The 20,755-nt window shown below is 72.5% G+C and carries 18 protein-coding genes and 2 tRNA genes; 13 read left to right on the top strand and 7 right to left on the bottom strand.

Annotation, left to right across the window (positions count from 1 at the left end; translation table 11 throughout):
• Nucleotides 1-1,080, top strand: coding sequence for a LacI family DNA-binding transcriptional regulator (locus EAO76_RS04125; RefSeq protein WP_148833431.1), 1,080 nt, complete (start codon nucleotides 1-3; stop codon nucleotides 1,078-1,080).
• A gap of 112 nt (nucleotides 1,081-1,192) precedes the next feature.
• Nucleotides 1,193-1,348, top strand: coding sequence for a hypothetical protein (locus EAO76_RS44345; protein ID WP_187438460.1), 156 nt, complete (start codon nucleotides 1,193-1,195; stop codon nucleotides 1,346-1,348).
• A 4-nt stretch (nucleotides 1,349-1,352) separates the two neighbouring features.
• Here EAO76_RS44345 and EAO76_RS04120 read toward each other — a convergent pair whose 3' ends face one another.
• Both EAO76_RS04120 and EAO76_RS04115 read right to left on the bottom strand, forming a co-directional pair.
• The gene (locus EAO76_RS04120; RefSeq protein ID WP_148833429.1) at nucleotides 1,353-1,943 is read right to left on the bottom strand and encodes a CGNR zinc finger domain-containing protein; all 591 of its coding nucleotides are present in this window, start codon (nucleotides 1,941-1,943) and stop codon (nucleotides 1,353-1,355) included.
• Nucleotides 1,944-2,285: 342 nt separating this feature from the next.
• Nucleotides 2,286-2,699, bottom strand: a complete 414-nt coding sequence (locus tag EAO76_RS04115) for an SsgA family sporulation/cell division regulator (protein WP_003959770.1) — start codon at nucleotides 2,697-2,699, stop codon at nucleotides 2,286-2,288.
• Between the two features lie 190 nt (nucleotides 2,700-2,889).
• On the opposite strand from EAO76_RS04115, the gene EAO76_RS04110 reads away from it, so the two are divergent.
• Complete coding sequence (locus EAO76_RS04110; protein WP_148833428.1) at nucleotides 2,890-3,381, top strand: TIGR02611 family protein; 492 nt, start codon at nucleotides 2,890-2,892, stop codon at nucleotides 3,379-3,381.
• Nucleotides 3,382-3,458: 77 nt separating this feature from the next.
• Nucleotides 3,459-3,530: transfer RNA gene (locus EAO76_RS04105), tRNA-Val, on the top strand.
• 438 nt (nucleotides 3,531-3,968) lie between these two features.
• Here the strand turns inward: EAO76_RS04105 and EAO76_RS04100 are convergent.
• Nucleotides 3,969-6,488, bottom strand: a complete 2,520-nt coding sequence (locus EAO76_RS04100) for an SCO7613 C-terminal domain-containing membrane protein (protein WP_187438459.1) — start codon at nucleotides 6,486-6,488, stop codon at nucleotides 3,969-3,971.
• 83 nt (nucleotides 6,489-6,571) lie between these two features.
• Between EAO76_RS04100 and EAO76_RS04095 the strand changes: the two genes are divergently transcribed.
• Together EAO76_RS04095 and EAO76_RS04090 are read left to right on the top strand one after the other, a co-directional pair.
• On the top strand, nucleotides 6,572-7,018 hold the full coding sequence (locus EAO76_RS04095) for an SRPBCC family protein (RefSeq protein WP_148833425.1): 447 nt from the start codon (nucleotides 6,572-6,574) through the stop codon (nucleotides 7,016-7,018).
• Nucleotides 7,019-7,057: 39 nt separating this feature from the next.
• Nucleotides 7,058-7,129 (top strand) — tRNA-Val (locus EAO76_RS04090).
• A gap of 110 nt (nucleotides 7,130-7,239) precedes the next feature.
• On the opposite strand, the gene EAO76_RS04085 is transcribed toward EAO76_RS04090, so the two are convergent.
• On the bottom strand, nucleotides 7,240-7,965 hold the full coding sequence (locus tag EAO76_RS04085; protein ID WP_148833423.1) for a 3'-5' exonuclease: 726 nt from the start codon (nucleotides 7,963-7,965) through the stop codon (nucleotides 7,240-7,242).
• 192 nt (nucleotides 7,966-8,157) lie between these two features.
• Here EAO76_RS04085 and EAO76_RS04080 point away from each other — a divergent pair, with 192 nt between their 5' ends.
• The 3 genes from EAO76_RS04080 (at nucleotide 8,158) to thrS (ending at nucleotide 12,113) form a co-directional block, all read left to right on the top strand.
• Nucleotides 8,158-8,724, top strand: a complete 567-nt coding sequence (locus tag EAO76_RS04080) for a DUF4365 domain-containing protein (protein WP_148833421.1) — start codon at nucleotides 8,158-8,160, stop codon at nucleotides 8,722-8,724.
• Nucleotides 8,724-9,998 (top strand): hypothetical protein, encoded by a 1,275-nt coding sequence (locus EAO76_RS04075; protein ID WP_148833420.1) that lies wholly within the window; start codon nucleotides 8,724-8,726, stop codon nucleotides 9,996-9,998. The genes EAO76_RS04080 and EAO76_RS04075 overlap by 1 nt, the downstream gene beginning before the upstream one ends.
• A gap of 138 nt (nucleotides 9,999-10,136) precedes the next feature.
• On the top strand, nucleotides 10,137-12,113 hold the full coding sequence (thrS, locus tag EAO76_RS04070) for a threonine--tRNA ligase (protein ID WP_148833418.1): 1,977 nt from the start codon (nucleotides 10,137-10,139) through the stop codon (nucleotides 12,111-12,113).
• Between the two features lie 29 nt (nucleotides 12,114-12,142).
• On the opposite strand, the gene EAO76_RS04065 is transcribed toward thrS, so the two are convergent.
• Nucleotides 12,143-12,820 carry a potassium channel family protein gene (locus EAO76_RS04065; RefSeq protein ID WP_148833416.1) on the bottom strand — a complete coding sequence of 226 codons (678 nt, stop codon included), beginning with the start codon at nucleotides 12,818-12,820 and terminating at the stop codon, nucleotides 12,143-12,145.
• A 66-nt stretch (nucleotides 12,821-12,886) separates the two neighbouring features.
• Here EAO76_RS04065 and EAO76_RS04060 point away from each other — a divergent pair, with 66 nt between their 5' ends.
• Nucleotides 12,887-13,447, top strand: a complete 561-nt coding sequence (locus EAO76_RS04060) for an HIT domain-containing protein (RefSeq protein WP_148833414.1) — start codon at nucleotides 12,887-12,889, stop codon at nucleotides 13,445-13,447.
• Between the two features lie 76 nt (nucleotides 13,448-13,523).
• On the opposite strand, the gene EAO76_RS04055 is transcribed toward EAO76_RS04060, so the two are convergent.
• Entirely contained in the window at nucleotides 13,524-15,194 is a 1,671-nt protein-coding gene (locus EAO76_RS04055; protein WP_148833412.1) for a hypothetical protein, read from the bottom strand.
• Between the two features lie 146 nt (nucleotides 15,195-15,340).
• Complete coding sequence (locus EAO76_RS04050; protein WP_148833410.1) at nucleotides 15,341-17,566, bottom strand: elongation factor G-like protein EF-G2; 2,226 nt, start codon at nucleotides 17,564-17,566, stop codon at nucleotides 15,341-15,343.
• Between the two features lie 262 nt (nucleotides 17,567-17,828).
• Here EAO76_RS04050 and pgsA point away from each other — a divergent pair, with 262 nt between their 5' ends.
• The 3 genes from pgsA to EAO76_RS04035 are packed head-to-tail and all read left to right on the top strand — an operon-like array spanning nucleotide 17,829 to nucleotide 20,589.
• Nucleotides 17,829-18,500 carry a phosphatidylinositol phosphate synthase gene (pgsA, locus tag EAO76_RS04045; protein ID WP_148833408.1) on the top strand — a complete coding sequence of 224 codons (672 nt, stop codon included), beginning with the start codon at nucleotides 17,829-17,831 and terminating at the stop codon, nucleotides 18,498-18,500.
• On the top strand, nucleotides 18,497-19,432 hold the full coding sequence (locus EAO76_RS04040) for a phosphatidylinositol mannoside acyltransferase (RefSeq protein ID WP_148833406.1): 936 nt from the start codon (nucleotides 18,497-18,499) through the stop codon (nucleotides 19,430-19,432). The genes pgsA and EAO76_RS04040 overlap by 4 nt, the downstream gene beginning before the upstream one ends.
• Nucleotides 19,429-20,589, top strand: coding sequence for a glycosyltransferase family 4 protein (locus tag EAO76_RS04035; protein ID WP_148833404.1), 1,161 nt, complete (start codon nucleotides 19,429-19,431; stop codon nucleotides 20,587-20,589). Before EAO76_RS04040 ends, EAO76_RS04035 begins: the two co-directional genes overlap by 4 nt.
• Nucleotides 20,590-20,755 lie beyond the last annotated feature (166 nt).

Below are 20,755 nucleotides of genomic sequence, written 5' to 3'. Positions count from 1 at the left end.
GTGGCGCGTGTGGCAGGGATCAAGGATGTGGCCCGACGGGCCGAAGTCTCCGTGGGCACGGTGTCCAATGTGATCAACAGGCCCGAGGCGGTGCTGCCGGAGACCCGCGCCCGGGTGCTGGCGGCCATCGAGGAACTCGGGTACGTGCGCAGCGAGTCGGCGCGCCAGCTCAGGGCGGGCCGGAGCCGGATCATGGCGCTGCTCGTCCTCGACATGGGCAACCCGTTCTTCGTGGACGTGGCCCGGGGTGCCGAGCGCGCCGCCCGGAGGGCCGGCCTCGGCGTCATGGTCTGCAACAGCGACCAGGACCCGGCGGAGGAGGCCGAGTACCTGGGGCTCTTCGCCGAGCAGCGGGTGTGCGGCGTCCTGGTCACGCCCGCCGACGCGACGGGCCGGAACCTGGCGGCGTTCCGCCGCCACCGGATCCCCTTCGTCCTGGTGGACCGGGTGGCGTCCGGCGGGGGGACCTGCGCGGTCTCCGTCGACGACGTCCGCGGCGGCGCCCTGGCCGTCGGCCACCTGGTCTCGGCCGGACACCGCTCGGTGGCGTACGTCAGCGGCCCCGGCGACCTCCAGCAGATCAGGGACCGGCGCGAGGGAGCCCTGGCGGCGCTGGCCGAGGGCGGACTGCCGCCCGGGGCGCTCGTCGAGATCCCCTCCGAACGCCTGGACGTGGCGGCCGGCCGCGACGCCGGGGCCCGGCTGCTCGGCCTCGTGCCCCGGCCGACCGCGGTGTTCTGCGCCAACGACCTGCTCGCCCTCGGCGTGCTGCAGGCGCTGTACGCGGCGGGTGTCCGGGTGCCGCACGACATGGCCATCGTCGGGTACGACGACATCGAGTTCGCCGCCGCGGCGGCCGTGCCGCTCACCTCGGTCCGCCGGCCCGCGGCCGTGATGGGGCGGATGGCGGCGGAGCTGCTGCTGGAGGAGTCGGACGACGAGGACGGCACCCACGAGCACCGCGACGTGGTGCTCCGGCCGGAACTCGTGGTGCGGGCCTCCAGCACGATGCCGGACCGAGGGCGCGAGGGCGGAGCGGCGCCGGGCCCGGCGGAGCCGGGAACACTGCCGAACACGTGACGGCGGATCGGCCGCCGGAGCGAATCACGGACGACCCGGTACGAGTGAACTCCCGTCGTGATGAGGCCTATTGGCGTTCGGCGGGTCCTGAGTACGTCATGATCGTCCCGAGATGGTGGACACCTCCCGGGGCGATGCCCCCGCACCCCCTGCCGAAGAGCCGCGCGGCTGCCTCTTCGCGCTTTCCCAGCCCCCGTTGATGATCTTCCTCGGGGTGATCGGCAGCCTGCTGCTGATGGCCGCGCTGCACGATCTGTTCATGCTGTGAACGGTCAGCCGGCCGCTTCCCTGCGGCGCGCCCGGTACGCGGCCACGTGCAGACGGTTGCCGCACGTGCGGCTGGAGCAGTAGCGGCGGGAGCGGTTGCGGGACAGGTCGACGAAGGCGTGCCGGCAGTCCGGCGCCTCGCACCTGCGCAGCCGTTCGAGCTCGCCCGCCACCACGATGAAGGCCAGCGCCATGCCGCAGTCGGCCGTGAGGTGGTCGGCGATCGAGGCGTCCGGCGCGAAGTAGTGCACGTGCCAGTCGTAGCCGTCGTGATTGCTGAGCTGCGGCGTCGTGCCGGCGGCCGCGACGAGCGTGTTGACGAGCGAGGCGGCGAGCTGGGTGTCGTCCGTCGCGAAGATCTCCGCGAAACGGGCCCGTACATCCCGCACCGCCCGCAGGTCCTTCTCGTCGAGCGTGCCGACGCCGCTGATGCGGTGGCGCCGCGCGAAGTCGTACAGCGTCTCGACGCCGGCGAGACCGTCGCCCCGTCCGTCCTCGGGCCGCGCCCCGCCCGACGGCGGTTCGCTCTCCGGTGCGGTGTTGAGCAGATCGACCACCGTGTCGAGGGCGATCCGGGTGTCGTGTGGGATCAGCACGCTTTCGCTCCCTGCCTCCGGCGGGCGGGTGCCCGCCGATGCCGGCTGACTCTACTGGCTCGGCGGCGGGGCGCAGAGGGCCGAGAGGGCCCGTGCGGGGTGCGGTGAGCGCATACCGGCCACGGGCCGGTCATGGGGACCGGCGGGCGGCCGCGGGTCCCGTACGGGCGCGTTCCGGCCCGGACGGGACCCGGGCCGCCGGACGGGACCGTGCGGCGGACGCGCACCGGCGCCGTGACCACGGTGGATCGTGTGGTCACGGCGCCGGTGCCGGCCGTATGAGGTTGTCCGCGCGACGCCGTCTCCCCGAGTCGGACGGCGCCGCGCGGCTCTCCGCCTGGCTCAGCTCTCGGCCAGGATGTGGGAGAGCTCCGTATCGAGGTCGAAGTGACGATGCTCGGTGCCTGGTGGGACCGCGGCGTCGGTCCGCTTCAGGAACGACTCCAGGGCCCGCGCCGGGGCTTCGAGCAGGGCCTCGCCCTCCGGTGAGCTCAGCGCGATGCAGACGACGCCCTGGCCGTGACTACGGGATGGCCAGACGCGGACGTCTCCGGTGCCGGTGGGGCGGTGCAGCCCCTCGGCGAGGAGGTCGCGGGCGAATACCCATTCGACCGTCTCCTCCGCTCCGGTGTGGAAGGTGGCGTGCACGGCATACGGATCGGCCGTGTCATACCGCAGGCCCGCGGGTACAGGCAGTGAGGACTCGCTCGACACAACGAGGCGCAGGTGCAGCTCGCAGCTGACCGTGGTGTTCATAAGCGCCAGGGCCTTTCGCTCAGTGTGCGCTCGGGGATTCGCACGTCGGCGAAATCGACATGCCACCTACGGTGGCGTTGTAAACCCCTCTGACCTTTTTGTGTTCCTTCGGATAGCTCGTACGGCGGTGTGTAACTTTCGGTTATGCGGCCATTCCGGTGACGAAGACCGTTCCGGTAGGTTGTCCTCCATGAATGCGGAGCGTGACGAGCGGGGCGGAGGCGCCGGACGGGCGGCCGCCGGCCCCGCCGCGGGGGATGGGTCGGACGGCGTGACGGGGGAGGCCACCCAGGAGGTGACGAAGGAGGACCGGGAGCTCGGATCCAGGGCACCCGGCTTCATCAAGGCGTCCAGGACGCTGCACCTGAGCTGGCAGGTCGGCGTCTTCGTGGTCGGTCTCGCCGTGGTCGTGGCGGGGATCATCATGCTGCCGCTGCCCGGCCCCGGCTGGCTGGTGATCTTCGGCGGCATGGCGATCTGGGCGACCGAGTTCGTCTGGGCCCAGCTGGTGCTCCGCTGGACGAGGCGGAAGGTCACCGAGGCCGCCCAGCGGGCGCTCGACCCCAAGGTCCGGCGGCGCAACATCATCCTCACCGTGACCGGACTGGTGATCGTCGCGGTGCTGGTGGGGATCTACGTCTGGAAGTTCGGCATCGTCATGCCCTGGAAGATCAACGAGTGACCCCGGGGCGGGTGCGGGGCTGATCCGGGGGTGGTCACGGGGCACCGCTGACATGGGGTAATGTTTGGTCCGCACCCGGGCGATTAGCTCAGTGGGAGAGCGCTTCGTTCACACCGAAGAGGTCACTGGTTCGAACCCAGTATCGCCCACCCCGGACGGAGGGCCCGTGAGACGCAGAGTCTCACGGGCCCTCCGTGTTTCCCGCTCCGCTTTCCTCCGGTCCGGTGCGCGTCCTTCCCGTGCGGGACGTGAGCGCTTTCGCGAATGATTCGGCCCGGGCGGCGGCGGACGGAGTGTGATCCGCTAATCGACAAGCCGTATCCGGATATCGCGTACGGGCAGGCCGCCGGGGGCGGCGGGAATTCCCGGAAAGAGTTCGCCGTGCCGCTCCGCGGGCAATGTCCCGGGCCATTCGAGAACTGCGTCGCAATTGCATTGCGTCGGCGTGCGGCGCGAACTGCTCCATTTCGCGGGCGAGTTCGCGGCACCCGCTTCCCCGCCCGGCGGGCGACCGGTGCCGGACGGACGGCCGACGGCCGGCCCGGAGCCCCGCGACGGGCATTGCGGACCGGCCGTCGGACGCTCCGTCAGCGCATCCTGCCCAGGGTCTCCTTCAGCCGTCGCGCGTCGCGCAGCCGTTGCTCGTACGTCGCCCCGACGACCACCAGCAGCAGCCCGGCCAGCGCGGGCGGCAGCCAGCGCGGCAGCGCGCCGACGACCTGGACCACGTACGGCGCCAGTTCGTGCAGGGCGTCCAGCGCGAGCACCGCACCGCCGAGCAGCAACAGCGCCTGCAACCGCAGTCGCGCACCGGCCAGCGTGATCACGAGCGCCGCCGCACCGAGCAACAGGGGCCGCAGCCAGTGCGGATCGACCCAGGCCGCGAAGAGGCTCGGCACCAGCGTCGCCGCGAGCCCCGGCCCGTAGGCCGCCCACGACGACGCCTCCGGGTCGCGGCGCCGCCGCAGCGCGCCGACCACCAGGGCGGGCACCGTCACCGGCAGTGTGTACGCCTCCGGGTCCGACACCCCCGAGGCCGACAGCCGCACCCAGGCGGCCAGGACGAACAGCGCCACCGCCAGATACCCGGCGACCGGCCGCCGTTCGGCCCGTACGGCCGTACCCGCCGACAGTACGCCGCACAGCGCCAGCACCAGGGCCAGGAACGGCCGGTCCGGCAGGGCCATGCAGATCGCCACCGCCGCCGCCGAGGCCCCGGCCAGTTCCACGGGGAGCGCGCTCGGACGGCTCCCCAGCCGGGCCCCGAGCAGCACCGTCGCCACGGGAACCACCAGCAGGACCGGCGCCGCCTGATGGACGGGCAGCCCCCACGACGCCCCGAGCGCACGGGCGAGCACCGTCGCGCAGAGCACGGCCCCGCACGCGGCCACCGTCTGCGCGATCCACGGCAACCGGACGGAGGGCGCCGCCGGGGCGGCGGGGGACTGCGCCAGCGGTCCCGCGACCCCGTCGAGCAGCACGGCGGCCACCGCGCACACCACCAGCAGGACCCCGAACACCGCGTACGTCGCGCCCTGCGCGGCGAGCGAGAGGAACCCCGCGCTCACCGCCCCGGCCGGGGCGCACACCAGCGCGGTCGTCCCCAGGACGCCCGCGCCCCGGCGCAACCCCGCCACCGCCACCGCGAACGCCCCGGCGGCCAGCACCGACTGCGTCGCCACCGCCGCCGCGTACGGGAACCCCAGCACCGCGGGCGACACGACGAGCCCCGCCCAGCCGAGCCCCAGCGCCACGGCCCCCGCCGCACCCCGCCAGGAAGCGCCCGGCGACACCACAGGACCCGCCGCCCGGACCAGCCGGTCCCACGACCGGTGCGCCGACGCCGCCAGACCGGCCACCGCCAGCAGCACCACCGGAGCCGCGGTCATGTGGGACCACGCCGGACCACCGGCCCCCAGCGCGCCCCGCACACCGCCGTCGGGCACCCCGGACCACACCTCGCCCAGCCGCGACACCGGACCCAGCAACGACACGCCGACCGCGGGCAGCGCGTCCAGCACGGCGGTCGCGACCACCGCCGCCGAGGCCCACAGCACCCCCTGCCCGACCGGCCGCGGCAACGGGGCGCGCACGGCCACCAGCAGCGCCACCCCGCACAGCAGATACACCGGGACCGACCAGTCCCAGTCCGCCCCGGCCCGCAGCACACCGCCCACCGCGGCCACCCCGCAGAGCCCCGCCAGCAGACCACCGGCCACCGCGAACCCCGTCGGCGCGCGCCACGCCCCGGCCAGCGCGATCGCCGCACCCGTGAGCAGCAGCGCGGCCGGAGCCAGCGCGGCCGGGGCGGACCCGGCCGAGACGGACTGCCCCAGGGCCACCAGCAGCCCCAGCAGCCCCGTCGTCCAGCAACCGACGCAGGCGGTCACCCGCACCGGGAGCCGCGTGATCCGCACGGCGATCGCGCAGTCCAGCGCGGCCGTCAGCAGCAGCGCCCACCCGAACACCGAGGCACCGGCCCCCGCCGACCACGCCCACAGCAGCAGCGGCAGCTGCGCGCTCACCACCGCCAGGGGCAGCGGCAGCCGCAGCCGGTCCAGCAGCAGCCCGTACGCGCACCACAGCACCGCGAGCACCGCCGAGGCGACCGCGGCGAAACCCGCCCCGCCGGCCTCCGGCACCGCCACCCGGTGCAGGGCGTACGCGTCCAGGACCATCAGCACCGACGCCAGGGCGGCGAGCGACTCGGCCGTCGAGGACAGTCCGCGGCGCAGCAGCACGGCGGGGGTGGCGAGCGCGGCGAGCGTCACCACGGCGAGCACCGCCGAACGGCCGCCGATCCCCATGTGGCCCCAACTGACCAGGGTGAAGGCGATCGCSGCGATCGCCAGCAGCAGACCGCCCAGGGTGAGCAGCACGTTCTGCGCGCTGCGCTGCTCGGCCCGCGCGACCGGGGGCCCGAACGGGGCGGCCGGGGGAGGACCGAACGAACCGGCGAACCGCGGCGGGGCCGGCGCCGCGGGCGGCGTCAGCACACTCACCAGCCAGGCACGGCGAACCAGCAGCTGGGACCGGCGGGCGTCCAGTCGGGCCAGTTCGCGATCGAGGAGCGCCAATTCCTCGGCGGGCGGCGGCACATGTTCCATGCCACGGAGTGTGGTGCGAGCCACAGGTTCAAACATGCGCTCGGATACTCAGTTCCCCGGCTGAGTACCCGCAGACTGGGACCATGGACTGGAGCCACTACCGCTTCCTGAGCATCTGGGACCTTCCCGGTCCGCCCGACACCGTCTACGAGATCCTCCTGCGCGCCGACGACTACCCGCGCTGGTGGCCACAGTTCCGCGAGGTCGCCCGGCTCGACGCCACCACCGGCACCGCCCGGATCCGCTCCGTCCTCCCGTACGACCTCGTCATGACCGTCCGCGAGAGCCGACGCGATCCGCGGGCCCGGGTCGTCGAGGCGATCCTCGGCGGTGACCTGGAGGGCTGGGCCCGGTGGACGGTCGTCCCGTACGGCGACGGCAGCCGGGCCGTCTACGAGCAGGAGGTCGAGGTGCGCAAGCGGCTGATGCGGCTCCTCGCGGTGCCCGGACGCCCGGTGTTCCGCGCCAATCACGCCCTGATGATGCGCGCCGGACGGCGGGGACTGGCGGCCCGGCTGGAAGGAGTTTGAACCCGACCCGCCGAGCCCTGTATGGTTCAACCCGTTCCCGGGCGATTAGCTCAGTGGGAGAGCGCTTCGTTCACACCGAAGAGGTCACTGGTTCGAACCCAGTATCGCCCACCCGGAAGAGGCCGGTCCGTCAGCAACAGCGACGGACCGGTCTTCTGTTTCTCCCCACTGCTTCCTTCCACGCGTGCCGCACCGGTACCGGACCGGTGCGGCCGGTCACCTCACGCCGCGGCGGGAAGCGCCGGGCGCAGCGGCCACGCCGGATCCACCGCCTCCTCGGTGCCGTTCTTCGCGAACCACGCCTGCAGGCCGCGCGCCTGCGCCGCGTGCCACACGGCCTGCAGGGTGTGCAGCTCCGCCGGGGTCAGCCGCTCCAGACGCGACGAGAACCGCCGCGCCACCGCCCGCACCAGCTCCAGCGCCGCCGCCGCGTCGGCCGCCGCGTCGTGCGCCCCGTCGAGCACCACGCCGTACAGCTCGCAGAGATCGGTGAGGGTGCGCCGTCCCTTGCGGTAGCGGTCCAGGTGCTTGTCCAGCACGCGCGGATCCAGCACGCACAGCGGCGCGTGCTGGAGGTACTGGGCGAGTGACGAGGCCCGGTGCCTCTTCAGCTCCCGGTCCAGCAGCGTCAGGTCGAACGGCGCGTTCATCACGACCAGCGGGCGCCCGGCCGCGGACTGCTCGGCCAGCGCCCGGCCTATCTCCTCCACCACCGGAGCCGGCCAACGGCCGTTGCGCTGCAGGTGGTCGTCGGTCAGACCATGGATCTCGATCGCCCCGGGAGGCACCGGAATGCCCGGATTCACCAGCCAGCGGGTGACGCGCATCCGTCCGCCCGCCACGTCCTGGACGACCAGGGCGGCCGAAACGATCCGGTCCCCCTCGACGTCGACTCCTGTTGTCTCGGTGTCAAAAGCGGCCAGTGGCCCCTCGTACCAATGAGTCATCCCCGAACTCCTCGTGTCCGGACGGCAGGCGGTGTGATTCCCCTGCCCGGTTCGGTGATACCCGCGCGCTTTGCCTGGTACGCCGTTTGCGGGCCGCTCCGTGCGGTGACAACACAGGTGACGGGTAAGGAAGTTGTCCGCCACCCGCACCGAAGAACCCCGATCGGCACAGCCCGGGAGGCACTCGCAGCCATGGCGCTCGCGCAGCCCGAACCGAGCGGACTGCTGCCCCAGCGGGTCGCCCCGCTGCGCGGCACACTCGCCACCACCGCCTGCATGGAGACCCTTCAGGTGGGCTATCTGCACGCGGTCGCGGCCGCGGCGGGGTGCTCCCTGTCGCAGCCCTTCCCCGACAGCGGCATCGACTGGCACGTCAGCCACGGCGCCCCCGGCCACACCGTGGACGACGAGGTGACCATCAAGGTGCAGCTCAAGTGCACCTACCAACTGCCGCCCCGGCCGCCGGGACCGGCGTTCTCCTTCACGCTGGACAACGCCCACCTCGTGAAGCTGGCCCGGACCCCGGTGTCGGTGCACAAGATCCTCGTCGTGATGATCGTGCCGCGCAGTCAGGACGACTGGCTGCGCGCCGGGCACGACCGGCTCGACCTGCGGCACTGCTGCTACTGGACCAACCTGGCCGGACACCCGGTGACGGGCCGGCACAGGACCACCGTGCGGATCCCCACCTCGCGCATCTTCGACGACCGGGCGCTCTGCGAGATCATGACCCGCGTAGGGGCCGGAGGGAGACCCTGATGCACCGGCCGATGGACGAGCCCGCCGACGGAGCGATCCCGTCGGCCACCCGCCCGCGGCCCGGCGAGCCCGCCGGGCCGTGGTCCCATCCTTCCGGACCGCCGGGGGACATCCCCGACCCGGCCCGCGTCGACCCCGCGGTCCTCGGCGCCCTCCTCGCCCGGCACGGCTGGCGGCGCCGGGGCGGCGCGGCCGGGCGCTACAGCCGCTGGACCCCGCCGGGTCCGCCCGCCCCGCCCGGCGGCGTCACCAGCCTGCTCGTCCCCGACAGCACCGCCTTCCCCGACAGCGAGGACCTCCTCGGCGAGGCGCTGACCGCACTCGCCCGCAGCGCCGTGCCCTCCGCCCGCGACGTACTGGTCTCCCTCGCTGTGCCCAGCGACGGAATCCGCTGGTGGCGCGAGGCCCCCGAACCGGCCGCGGGCACGGCGGGAGCGGCAGGCTGGACCGAGGCCGAACGGCTGCACACCGCCGCCCGGCAGATCCTGCTGGCCGGGGCCCTCGCCGTACGGGACCGCACCGGCTACCACGGCGCACGGCACCGCAGGCGGGCCGGGGCGGCACTGGACGACATCCTCGTCGGGCCCGCGCCCGGCGGCCGGGCGCTGACCGCCTACCTCCCGGTCGAGGCGGGCCGCGCCGTCGCCGTACGACTCCACCACGCCCTGCACGCGGCCCGCGAGGCGGTGGACTACCAGCGGGCCACCGGCGGCTTCGAAGCCTTCGACACGGCGGTCGGGGCGGGCGTCAGCCGGGAGCTCACCGAGGCCCTGGTCGCTCTGGTCCGGGGCTCCGAAGGGGCCGGGATCGCCCTGGAGTGGGCCCCTGCCGCCGGAACCCCCGAGGGCTGCCCACCCCGGCCCGAACCGGTGGAGTTCTCCCCGGGCGACCTGCCGGCCCTGCGCCGGGCGGGTGCCCGCTACCTCAGGAACGAACCCGCCGTGACGGTCCGGATCACCGGCGCCGTGGTCAGGATGCGCCGCTCGGCACCGCGCGGACCGGGGATCGTGCGGCTGCGGGTACTGGCGGGCGCCGAGGTGCCGCACGTACGGCTGGAGCTGGACGAGGAGGCGTACCGGATCGCCGGACAGGCCCATCTGGTGGGGCTGCCGGTCAGGGTGGAGGGCCGGCTGGAGAGCCGCGGCGGCTTCCGGCGGCTGACCCGCACCACGCAGGTGGTGCCCGTGCAGGTCGACGAGGCGGAGCGGGACCGGCTGATGAAGTCGCTCCAGGAGAACGTCGACCACTTCGAGGAGGCGTGCACCGGCGAATAGGACCGGGGGAGGGGACCGCGGGGGTGGCGTCGGGGCCCGGCGCCCGAACCGTTTCGCAGAGGGGGCCCGCGGCTCGGTACGATTCGTATCGCACGCGCACAGCGAACGCGTGCGTTCCCCCTGAGTCAGGAGAGACCGGTGTCAGACGTCCGTGTGACCATCCAACGCGATTCCGAGCGGGAAGAGCGCGTGGTGACGACGGGCACTACGGCGGCCGAGCTCTTCCCCGGCGAGCGCACCGTCGTCGCGGCCCGGGTCGCCGGCGAGCTGAAGGACCTCGCGTACGTCGTCGCCGACGGCGAGGTCGTCGAGCCCGTCGAGATCTCCTCCGAGGACGGCCTGAACATCCTGCGGCACTCCACCGCGCACGTCATGGCCCAGGCCGTGCAGCAGCTCTTCCCCGAGGCCAAGCTGGGCATCGGCCCGCCGGTCAAGGACGGCTTCTACTACGACTTCGACGTCGAGAAGCCGTTCACCCCCGAGGACCTCAAGGCCATCGAGAAGAAGATGCAGGAGATCCAGAAGCGGGGCCAGCGGTTCTCCCGCCGGGTCGTGACGGACGAGGACGCCCGCGAGGAGCTGTCCGACGAGCCGTACAAGCTGGAGCTCATCGGCATCAAGGGCGCCGCGTCCTCGGACGACGGCGCGGACGTCGAGGTGGGCGGCGGCGAGCTGACCATCTACGACAACCTCGACCCGAAGACCGGCGAGCTGTGCTGGAAGGACCTCTGCCGGGGTCCCCACCTGCCGACCACCCGGTTCATCCCGGCGTTCAAGCTGATGCGCAACGCTGCGGCGTACTGGCGCGGCAGCGAGAAGAACCCGATGCTCCAGCGCATCTACGGCACGGCCTGGCCCACCAAGGACGAGCTCAAGGCGCACCTGGAGTTCCTGGAGGAGGCCGCCAAGCGCGACCACCGCAAGCTCGGCAACGAGCTGGACCTCTTCTCCTTCCCCGACGAGATCGGCCCCGGCCTCGCGGTCTTCCACCCCAAGGGCGGCATCATCCGCCGCGCCATGGAGGACTACTCGCGCCGCCGGCACGAGGAGGAGGGCTACGAGTTCGTCTACTCCCCGCACGCCACCAAGGGCAAGCTCTTCGAGAAGTCCGGCCACCTGGACTGGTACGCCGACGGCATGTACCCGCCCATGCAGCTCGACGACGGGGTGGACTACTACCTCAAGCCGATGAACTGCCCGATGCACAACCTGATCTTCGACGCGCGCGGCCGTTCGTACCGTGAACTCCCGCTGCGCCTCTTCGAGTTCGGCACGGTGTACCGGTACGAGAAGTCCGGCGTGGTGCACGGCCTGACCCGCTCGCGCGGCTTCACGCAGGACGACGCGCACATCTACTGCACCAAGGAGCAGATGGCCGAGGAGCTCGACCGGACGCTCACCTTCGTCCTGAACCTGCTCCGCGACTACGGCCTGACCGACTTCTACCTGGAGCTCTCCACCAAGGACCCGGAGAAGTTCGTCGGCTCGGACGAGATCTGGGAAGAGGCCACCGAGACGCTGCGCCAGGTCGCCGAGAAGCAGGGCCTGCCGCTGGTCCCGGACCCGGGCGGCGCCGCGTTCTACGGCCCGAAGATCTCGGTCCAGTGCAAGGACGCCATCGGCCGCACCTGGCAGATGTCGACCGTGCAGCTCGACTTCAACCTGCCGGAGCGCTTCGACCTGGAGTACACCGGTCCGGACGGCACCAAGCAGCGCCCGGTCATGATCCACCGCGCCCTGTTCGGTTCCATCGAGCGCTTCTTCGCGGTGCTGCTGGAGCACTACGCGGGTGCGTTCCCGGTGTGGCTGGCCCCGGTCCAGGCGGTCGGCATCCCGATCGGCGACGCGCACATCCCCTACCTCCAGGAGTTCGCCGCCAAGGCGCGGAAGAAGGGGCTGCGGGTCGACGTGGACGCCTCGTCCGACCGGATGCAGAAGAAGATCCGCAACCAGCAGAAGGCCAAGGTGCCCTTCATGATCATCGCGGGCGACGAGGACATGGCCAACGGCGCCGTCTCCTTCCGCTACCGCGACGGGTCGCAGGAGAACGGCATCCCCGTCGAGGACGCCATCGCCAAGATCGAGAAGGCCGTCGAGGACCGCGTCCAGGTCTGACGGACACGGCGCGAGAGGCCCCCGGAGAGCTACCCGCTCTCCGGGGGCCTCTTCTCGTCCTCCCGCCGGAACACCTGCAGCATCCACGACGAGAACGAGCCCGTCACCGCTCCCAGCAGCGCCAGCCCGCAGGCCATCAGGCCCGACGCGACGAACCGGCCGCTCGGCGTGATCGGGACCGCGTCCCCGTACCCCACCGTCGTGAGCGTCTCGCACGCCCACCACACCGCGTCCCCGAAGGTGCGGATCGAGGCCCCCGGTGCCGCGCGCTCCTGGTGGTAGACGGCCAGCGCGGCGGAGAAGCCGAGCAGCAGCGCGCTCGCTCCGGCGTAGGCCATCACGCGGGCGTACAGACTCAGCCGCGGTTGCTGCCGGCGCCGCTGCACCGCGGTGTAGACGCGGATCAGCCGAAGCGGCCGCAGCAGGGGGAGCAGCAGCACCACCGTGTCCAGCCAGTGCACCCGGACGAAACGGATGCCCAGGCCGCTGAGCCGGAGCCGTACGACGTAGTCCCCGACGAAGACCAGCCAGGTGGCGCAGACCAGGGCGAGGGCGAGGTCGCGCCAGATCCCGGCGTCGTACGGGGCCAGGACGCGCACCGCGTAGCCGAGCAGGAAGACCAGTGAGACGACGAGGAGCGGCACCTCGGTGCGCTGTTCCCAGCGCCGGAAGGAGGGAGGTGCCGAGTCGGCGGGCCGGTCGCTCATCGCCTCAGCATCGCCGTCCGCGCACGGGTACGGCCCCGGCGACACGCTCCGCGCGGGTGAAGCAATATGCTGATCGCCATGACGAGTGAGCCGGAGCAGCAGATCGGAGTGGGAACGCCCGACGCGTTCCAGCGCCTGTGGACGCCCCACCGGATGGCGTACATCCAGGGCGAGAACAAGCCGACCGGTCCGGAGGCCGGCGACGGCTGCCCGTTCTGCGGCATCCCGTCGAAATCGGACGAGGACGGGCTCGTCATCGCGCGCGGCCGGAACGTCTACGCCGTGCTGAACCTGTATCCGTACAACGGCGGCCATCTGATGGTGGTGCCGTACCGGCACGTCGCGGACTACACGGAGCTGGACGGCCCGGAGACCATGGAGCTGGCCGACTTCACCAAGCGGGCGATGGTGGCCCTGCGGTCGGCCTCGGGCGCGCACGGCTTCAACATCGGCATGAACCAGGGCACGGTGGCCGGGGCCGGCATCGCGGCCCATCTGCACCAGCACCTGGTGCCGCGCTGGGGCGGTGACACCAACTTCATGCCGGTCGTCGGGCACACGAAGGTGCTGCCGCAACTGCTCGCCGACACGCGCAAGATGCTGGCCGACGCCTGGCCGGTCGACTGACCGGACCGTCGCCCCGTGCGAAGGCCGCCCCCGCCTTCCGGCCGGGGCGGCCTCCGCGCATCCGCACGGGACGGTCCTACGCGTCGTACACGTCGGCCTTGCGCGGGGACGGGTCCTGCACCTGACCGCTCAGCGCCATCGAGCGGCTGTCGAAGCGCTCCGTGTCGACGCCGTTCTCCTCCAGGACGCGCAGGGCGGCGCTGTGCACGGCACGCAGCACGGGGGTCGCGGCGCGCATCGCGTCGTCCGCCATGAAGCGGTGCCGCCACGGCTTCTCCGCCCAGGCGTGCCGCAGGCCGAACGGCTCGGGCAGGGCGATCTTGCCGCCCAGGTAGTCCAGGAGCGGCGGATACCAGGTGAAGGGCGCGCGCAGGGCGAGGCGGACGACCTCCTCGGGCTCGACCAGGGCGAGGGTGATGCTGCGGGTCTCCCAGAACCGCACGGTCTTGTTGACCGTCTTGGTCTTGGCCGAGGGCTTGCTGGTGAACAGGGAGTGGACCGGGCCGAGCGCGTGTCCGGTGACCTCGATGCGCAGGGTCTCGTAGAGGACCGTGACCGTGATCATCATGGTGATGACCAACTGGCCGTCCCAGAGGGTGAACTGGACCCCCAGGTAGTGCCGGTCGCCGCCGCCGAACTGCTGGTGGTTGCAGATCCGCTGTATCTCGTGCGGCTTGACCTGGAAGGTGGCGACGTCCTCGCCGTCGGGACGGGAGACCGATCCGGCGTTCTCCCCGACGGGGGACACGATCCAGTGGGTGACCGACGGGGTGGGGAACCCCCCGGTGTTCAACGGGCCGCGCTCCAGCAGCTTGAGCTGGTCGTGGATGGCCCGGATCACGTCCCAGCTGCGGAACTGGTGGAACTCCTTGTTGGGCTCCTTCGGGACGAGCTCCTCGGCGAGCTGCCAGCTGCCCCAGCGGGTGCCCATGCCGAGGATCCCCTTGGGACCCGCGTAGAAGACCGAGTTGGACTGCTGCTCGGCGGAGAGCTTCTCCAGCCCCTGGCGCAGTGCCTCGCGGGAGGTCTCGTTGGGGTTCTTGGGCACGGCCTCGGGGATCTTGGCGGTGACGCCGCCGCCGGACAGGAGCCCCTCCCAACGGGCCCGCATGTCCTTGGCGGAGGACTCGGCGATCCGCTTGGCGATGAACCAGCCGATGACGGGAGCGACGATCATCGCCCGTACGTAGATCGCCATGAACCCGGTGAGCGGCAGCTTGACCAGGAAGAACAGGGACACGATGCCGATGATCGGGAGCAGGGCGTTGCCCAGGGCGGAGAGGGCCTTGTCCTTGGTGCCGCTCAGCCAGTCGCGCAACCGGAACGCGATGATCCACATGAGCATGCCGGGCAGGAAGAGGAAGCCGAACAGGGCGGTGACGGCGGTCAGTTTGGCGTCCCGGGTCCTGCGCAGGCGGGACGCGGACAGACAGTGCTCGACGACGGTCTGCGGATCGGTCCCGAAGGACTGGATGAGCGCCGCCCGGGCACCGCCCAGCATCCGCTCCTGGACGGCGCGGGAGAACGCCTCACCGAGATTCGGCTTGAAGTAGTCGGCCTTGATGAACTTGGAACGGCCCGCTTTCACTTCGGACTTGTGCCACTCGCTGTTGGCTTCAAGGATCTTCTCCACCGGGCTGTCGCGGTACGCGGCGGAGGCGAGGGCGTTCGTCGCCACCGCCTGACCGCCCGAGCCCTGGAGCGGGATCTGCGCTCCAGGAGAGAAATCGAATCCGTCGTTGGCCACTGTCGCCCCCACTCGCCGCCAAGAACCGCTCCTGCGGCTGTTTCCCAACTGCCGTGTCCGGCACACCTTCTGAGCTGGGACCAAAGCGTATCGTCCGGATCGGTGCGCCGCTGGCGCCTGTGGACAAAGACGGCCGACAGTCCTGCTCAGGTGTCGTCCGGACGGTTCTCCCGCCGTTTCCCGAGACGTTCCGCGAGCTGCGGGGGCATCGCTTCGTGCCGGGCGTACGCCCGGTCGAAGCGACCGGCGCCATGGGAGAGGGACCGCAGGTCGACGGCGTACCGGTCGATCTCCAGCTCCGGCACCTCGGCCCGTACGAGGGTGCGTCCGGAGCCGGACTGCTCGGTGCCGATCACCCTGCCGCGGCGGCCGGACAGATCACTCATCACCGGCCCGACGTAGTCGTCGGGGACCAGCACCCGGACCTCGTCGACCGGTTCCAGGAACCGGATGCGGGTGTCCGCGGCGGCCTCGCGCAGGGCCAGCGCGCCCGCGGTCTGGAACGCGGCGTCGGAGGAGTCCACCGAATGGGACTTGCCGTCCCGCAGCGTGACGCGCACGTCGACGAGCGGATGCCCGGCCACGACCCCGCGGGCCGCCTGGGCGCGCACGCCCTTCTCCACGGAGGAGATGAACTGCCGGGGCACCGATCCGCCGACCACCTTGTCGACGAACTCGACGCCCGACCCGGCGGGCAGCGGTTCCACGTCGATCTCGCAGATGGCGTACTGGCCGTGGCCGCCGGACTGCTTCACGTGCCGGCCCCGCCCGGTCGACGGGGCGGCGAACGTCTCGCGCAGCGCCACCTCGTGCGGCACGGCGTCCACCTGGACGCCGTAGTGGTTGCGCAGCCGGTCCAGTGCCACGTCCTGGTGGGCCTCGCCCAGGCACCACAGCACCAGCTGATGGGTGTCCTGGTTCTGTTCGAGGCGCATGGTCGGGTCCTCGGCCACCAGCCGGGCGAGCCCCTGGGAGAGCTTGTCCTCGTCCGCCTTGCTGTGCGCCTCGATGGCGAGCGGCAGCAGCGGGTCGGGAGTGGTCCAGGGATCCAGCAGCAGGGGCAGGTCCGGGTCGGAGAGGGTGTCCCCGGTCTCGGCGGTGCCCAGCTTGGCGACGCAGGCCAGGTCCCCCGCGGCGCACGAGGTCAGCGGACGCTGCTGTTTGCCGAAGGGGGCGGAGAGCGCGCCGACGCGCACCTCGGCCTCGTGGAAGGGGCGGGCCTCGTGGGCGGGGTCGGTGAGGCCGCGGCCGAACACGTGGACGGTCTCGTCGGGGCGCAGGGTGCCGGAGAAGACGCGCACGAGCGAGACCCGGCCGACGTACGGGTCGGAGGACGTCTTGACCACTTCGGCGATCAGCGGCCCGTCCGGATCGCAGGACGGGACCGGGCGCGACGCCCCGTGCAGGGGGGTGACGCCGGGCACCGGGCGCTCCGACGGGGTCGGGAAGCCACCGGTGACCAGGTCCAGGAGCTCGACGGTGCCGACGCCCTGCCGGGCGCCCTCGGCCGCGGGGGCGGCGGCGAGGACGGGGTGGAAGGTGCCCCGGGCGACGGCGCGCTCCAGGTCCTCGACGAGGCTCGCGACGTCGATCTCGGCCCCGCCCAGGTAGCGGTCCATCAGGGTCTCGTCCTCGCTCTCGGCGATGATCCCCTCGATGAGCCGGTCGCGGGCCGCCCGGAGCGGTGCCCGCTGGGTGTCGTCGGGCGGCCTCTCCCGCCGCTCGCCCGACGAGCAGTCGAAGACCTGCCGGGTGAGCAGGCAGGTCAGCCCGGTGAGCGGCGCGTGCCCGTCGGGTCCCTCGGGGCCGTGGACGGGCAGATGGAGCGGGAGCACGGCGTCGGGGTCGTCACCGCCCAGCACCTCGCCGCAGACCCGGACCATCTCGTCGAACGGGGTGCGCGCCGTGTCGAGGTGCGTGACGACGATCGCGCGCGGCATGCCGACGGCCGCGCACTCCTCCCACACGGCGCGGGTGGCACCGGCCACCGCGTCCGCCTCCTGGGCCGCGGAGACGACGAACAGGGCCGCGTCCGCCGCCCGCAGACCGGCCCTGAGCTCCCCGACGAAATCGGCGTAGCCGGGTGTGTCCAGCAGGTTGACCCGGCACCCGGCCCACTCCACGGGGACCAGGGAGAGCTGCACGGAACGCTGCTGCCGGTGCTCGATCTCGTCGTAGTCGGAGAGGGTGGTGCCGTCCTCGATCCGGCCGGCCCGGTTGACCGCCCCCGCGGTCTGCGCCAGGGCCTCGACGAGCGTGGTCTTCCCGGAACCGCTGTGGCCGACGAGCACCACGTTCCGTACGGACGAGGGCCGGTCGGCCGTCGTCGCCCCGCCGGCGGCCCCGGTGTGCGCGCGTGTCCTGTCACCCATGATGTGCCTCCCGGATGGTGGCGCCGGCCGGAAGGGCCGGCGCGGGGTGGGGGAGAGAAGTCACGGGCACGGGGAGCCGCCGCGGCGGCCACGACGACACCCGCGGTAATTCGAGCTTTCCACTCGGGCCGGGATGCGTCCATACAACGCCCCCGCCCCGGTGCCGCCCGGGTGCCCGGACGGTGGAGCCGGGCGGGCGTGACTACGATGGGCCAGCCGGTGGCCGATGGGGCCGCTCGGCCCACCGACCCTCGGGAAGGCCATGCTGAACAAGTACGCGCGTGCATTTTTTACGCGTGTCCTCACACCGTTCGCCGCACTGCTCCTCCGTCTCGGCGTGAGCCCTGACGCGGTCACGCTGATCGGTACGGCCGGAGTGGTGGCGGGTGCGCTGGTCTTCTTCCCGATGGGGGAGTTCTTCTGGGGCACGATCGTCATCACGATCTTCGTCTTCTCCGACCTCGTCGACGGGAACATGGCCCGCCAGGCCGGCATCTCCAGCCGCTGGGGCGCTTTCCTGGACTCGACGCTGGACCGGGTCGCCGACGGGGCGATCTTCGGCGGTTTCGCGCTCTGGTACGCGGGCCGGGGCGACGACAACGTGCTCTGCGCGGTCGCGATCTTCTGCCTGGCCAGCGGCCAGGTGGTCTCGTACACGAAGGCGCGCGGCGAGTCGATCGGGCTGCCGGTCGCCGTCAACGGGCTCGTGGAGCGCGCCGAGCGGCTGGTGGTCTCGCTGGTCGCGGCCGGGTTCGCCGGTCTGCACAAGTTCGGGGTCCCCGGCATCCAGGTGCTGCTGCCGATCGCGCTGTGGATCGTCGCCGTGGGCAGCCTGGTGACGCTCGTGCAGCGGGTCGTCACCGTGCGCCGCGAATCCGCCGAGGCCGACGCCGCCGAGGCGGCCGCCGCGCGGGGCAGCGGGGCCGCCCAGTGAGCGACGCACCGGGGGGCGGGCGGGCCGGCCTGCGCGACCGGCTGACGGACGGGCTGTACGGACTCGGCTGGACCGCCGTCAAGAAGCTTCCCGAGCCGGTCGCCCGGTCCCTCTTCCGGACCATCGCCGACCAGGCGTGGAAGCGGCGCGGCAAGAGCGTGCTGCGACTGGAGTCGAACCTGGCACGGGTCGTACCCGGGGCCTCACCGGCCCGGCTGGCCGAGCTCTCCCGGGCCGGCATGCGCTCGTACATGCGCTACTGGATGGAGTCGTTCCGGCTGCCCACCTGGAGCCCGGAGCGGATCAAGGCGTCCATAGAGGTGACCGACGCGCACCGGCTGACCGACGGACTGGACGCCGGTCGCGGTGTCGTCCTCGCCCTGCCGCACCTGGCGAACTGGGACCTGGCGGGCGCCTGGGTCACCACCGACCTCAAGGTGCCCTTCACCACCGTCGCCGAGCGGCTGAAGCCGGAGACCCTGTACGACCGGTTCGTCGCCTACCGCGAGGGGCTCGGCATGGAGGTCCTGCCGCACAGCGGCGGTGCCGCCTTCGGCACCCTGGCCCGGCGGCTTCGCTCGGGCGGACTGGTCTGCCTGGTGGCCGACCGCGACCTGTCGGCCTCCGGGGTCGAGGTGTCCTTCTTCGGCGACACCGCGCGCATGCCCGCGGGCCCGGCGCTGCTCGCCCAGCAGACCGGTGCGCTGCTGCTGCCGGTGACGCTCGGCTACGACGACACGCCCGTGATGAAGGCACGCGTCCACCCGCCGGTCGAGGTGCCCGCCACGGGCGACCGCACGGAGCGGACGTCCGCGATGACCCAGGCGCTGGCCGACGCCTTCGCCACCGGGATCACCGAGCACCCGGAGGACTGGCACATGCTGCAACGGCTCTGGCTCGCCGACCTGGAGCCCCGGGAGGACCGGCCGTGAAGATCGGCATCGTCTGCCCGTACTCCTGGGACGTGCCCGGAGGCGTGCAGTTCCACATCCGCGACCTGGCCGAGCACCTGATCCGGCTGGGACACCAGGTGTCGGTGCTGGCGCCCGCGGACGACGAGACCCCGCTGCCGCCGTACGTGGTGTCGGCCGGCCGGGCCGTACCCGTCCCGTACAACGGCTCCGTGGCCCGGCTGAACTTCGGTTTCCTCTCCGCCGCCCGGGTCCGCCGCTGGCTGCACGACGGCACCTTCGACGTGATCCACATCCACGAACCGACCTCGCCGTCGCTCGGGCTGCTCGCCTGCTGGGCCGCGCAGGGGCCGATCGTCGCCACGTTCCACACCTCCAACCCGCGCTCCCGGGCCATGATCGCGGCGTACCCGATCCTGCAGCCGGCCCTGGAGAAGATCAGCGCGCGGATCGCGGTGAGCGAGTACGCGCGCCGCACCCTGGTCGAGCACCTGGGCGGCGACGCGGTCGTCATCCCGAACGGCGTCGACGTCGACTTCTTCGCCGCGGCCGAGCCCCGGACCGAGTGGCAGGGGGGAACGATCGGCTTCATCGGACGCATCGACGAGCCCCGCAAGGGCCTGCCCGTCCTGATGCGGGCCCTGCCCGCGATCCTCGGAGCGCGCCCGGACGCCAGGCTCCTGGTGGCGGGCCGGGGCGACGAGGAGGAGGCCGTCGCCTCGCTGCCGGCGGCGATGCGCGAGCGGGTCGAGTTCCTGGGCATGGTGAGCGACGAGGACAAGGCCCAGCTGCTGCGCAGCGTCGACGTGTACGTCGCCCCCAACACGGGCGGCGAGAGCTTCGGGATCATCCTGGTCGAGGCCATGTCGGCAGGCGCCCCGGTCCTCGCCAGCGACCTGGACGCGTTCGCGCAGGTCCTGGACCAGGGCGCGGCGGGCGAACTCTTCGCCAACGAGGACGCGGACGCGCTGGCCGGAGCCGCGATCCGGCTGCTCGGCGACCCGGGCCGCCGCGCGGAACTGAGCGAACGGGGAACCGCCCACGTGCGGCGGTTCGACTGGTCGACGGTGGGGGCGGACATCCTCGCGGTGTACGAGACGGTGACGGACGGCGCGGCCTCGGTGGCGGCCGACGAACGCCCGGGACTGCGTGCCCGGCTCGGCCTGGCCCGGGACTGAGGTTTTTCGTCCGGACCGGGCCGGCACGGTCCGGACGAGAGGCCCTGGGGGTCTTCCGGACGGGCCTGCCCGGCCTGCCGCCGTGCTCCCGTCCAAATCGTTCCGGGCCCGCGCGGTGTGCCTCCGGGCATCCGTCCGTGCCGCGCTGTCCGGGCGGGGCTCCGGG

Origin of the sequence: Streptomyces sp. sk2.1 (assembly GCF_008120935.1) — a bacterium.
Taxonomy (GTDB): Bacteria; Actinomycetota; Actinomycetes; order Streptomycetales; family Streptomycetaceae; genus Streptomyces.
This window is presented reverse-complemented; position numbering and strand designations above follow the sequence as displayed.

What these genes read in the sequence shown, in the direction of transcription:
- EAO76_RS44345 (WP_187438460.1), top strand. Translation starts at nt 1,193, where the DNA reads ATGGTGGACACCTCCCGGGGCGATGCCCCCGCACCCCCTGCCGAAGAG.
- EAO76_RS04115 (WP_003959770.1), bottom strand. Translation starts at nt 2,699, where the DNA reads ATGAACACCACGGTCAGCTGCGAGCTGCACCTGCGCCTCGTTGTGTCG.
- EAO76_RS04110 (WP_148833428.1), top strand. Translation starts at nt 2,890, where the DNA reads ATGAATGCGGAGCGTGACGAGCGGGGCGGAGGCGCCGGACGGGCGGCC.
- EAO76_RS04095 (WP_148833425.1), top strand. Translation starts at nt 6,572, where the DNA reads ATGGACTGGAGCCACTACCGCTTCCTGAGCATCTGGGACCTTCCCGGT.
- EAO76_RS04085 (WP_148833423.1), bottom strand. Translation starts at nt 7,965, where the DNA reads ATGACTCATTGGTACGAGGGGCCACTGGCCGCTTTTGACACCGAGACA.
- EAO76_RS04080 (WP_148833421.1), top strand. Translation starts at nt 8,158, where the DNA reads ATGGCGCTCGCGCAGCCCGAACCGAGCGGACTGCTGCCCCAGCGGGTC.
- EAO76_RS04075 (WP_148833420.1), top strand. Translation starts at nt 8,724, where the DNA reads ATGCACCGGCCGATGGACGAGCCCGCCGACGGAGCGATCCCGTCGGCC.
- EAO76_RS04065 (WP_148833416.1), bottom strand. Translation starts at nt 12,820, where the DNA reads ATGAGCGACCGGCCCGCCGACTCGGCACCTCCCTCCTTCCGGCGCTGG.
- EAO76_RS04060 (WP_148833414.1), top strand. Translation starts at nt 12,887, where the DNA reads ATGCTGATCGCCATGACGAGTGAGCCGGAGCAGCAGATCGGAGTGGGA.
- EAO76_RS04050 (WP_148833410.1), bottom strand. Translation starts at nt 17,566, where the DNA reads ATGGGTGACAGGACACGCGCGCACACCGGGGCCGCCGGCGGGGCGACG.
- pgsA (WP_148833408.1), top strand. Translation starts at nt 17,829, where the DNA reads ATGCTGAACAAGTACGCGCGTGCATTTTTTACGCGTGTCCTCACACCG.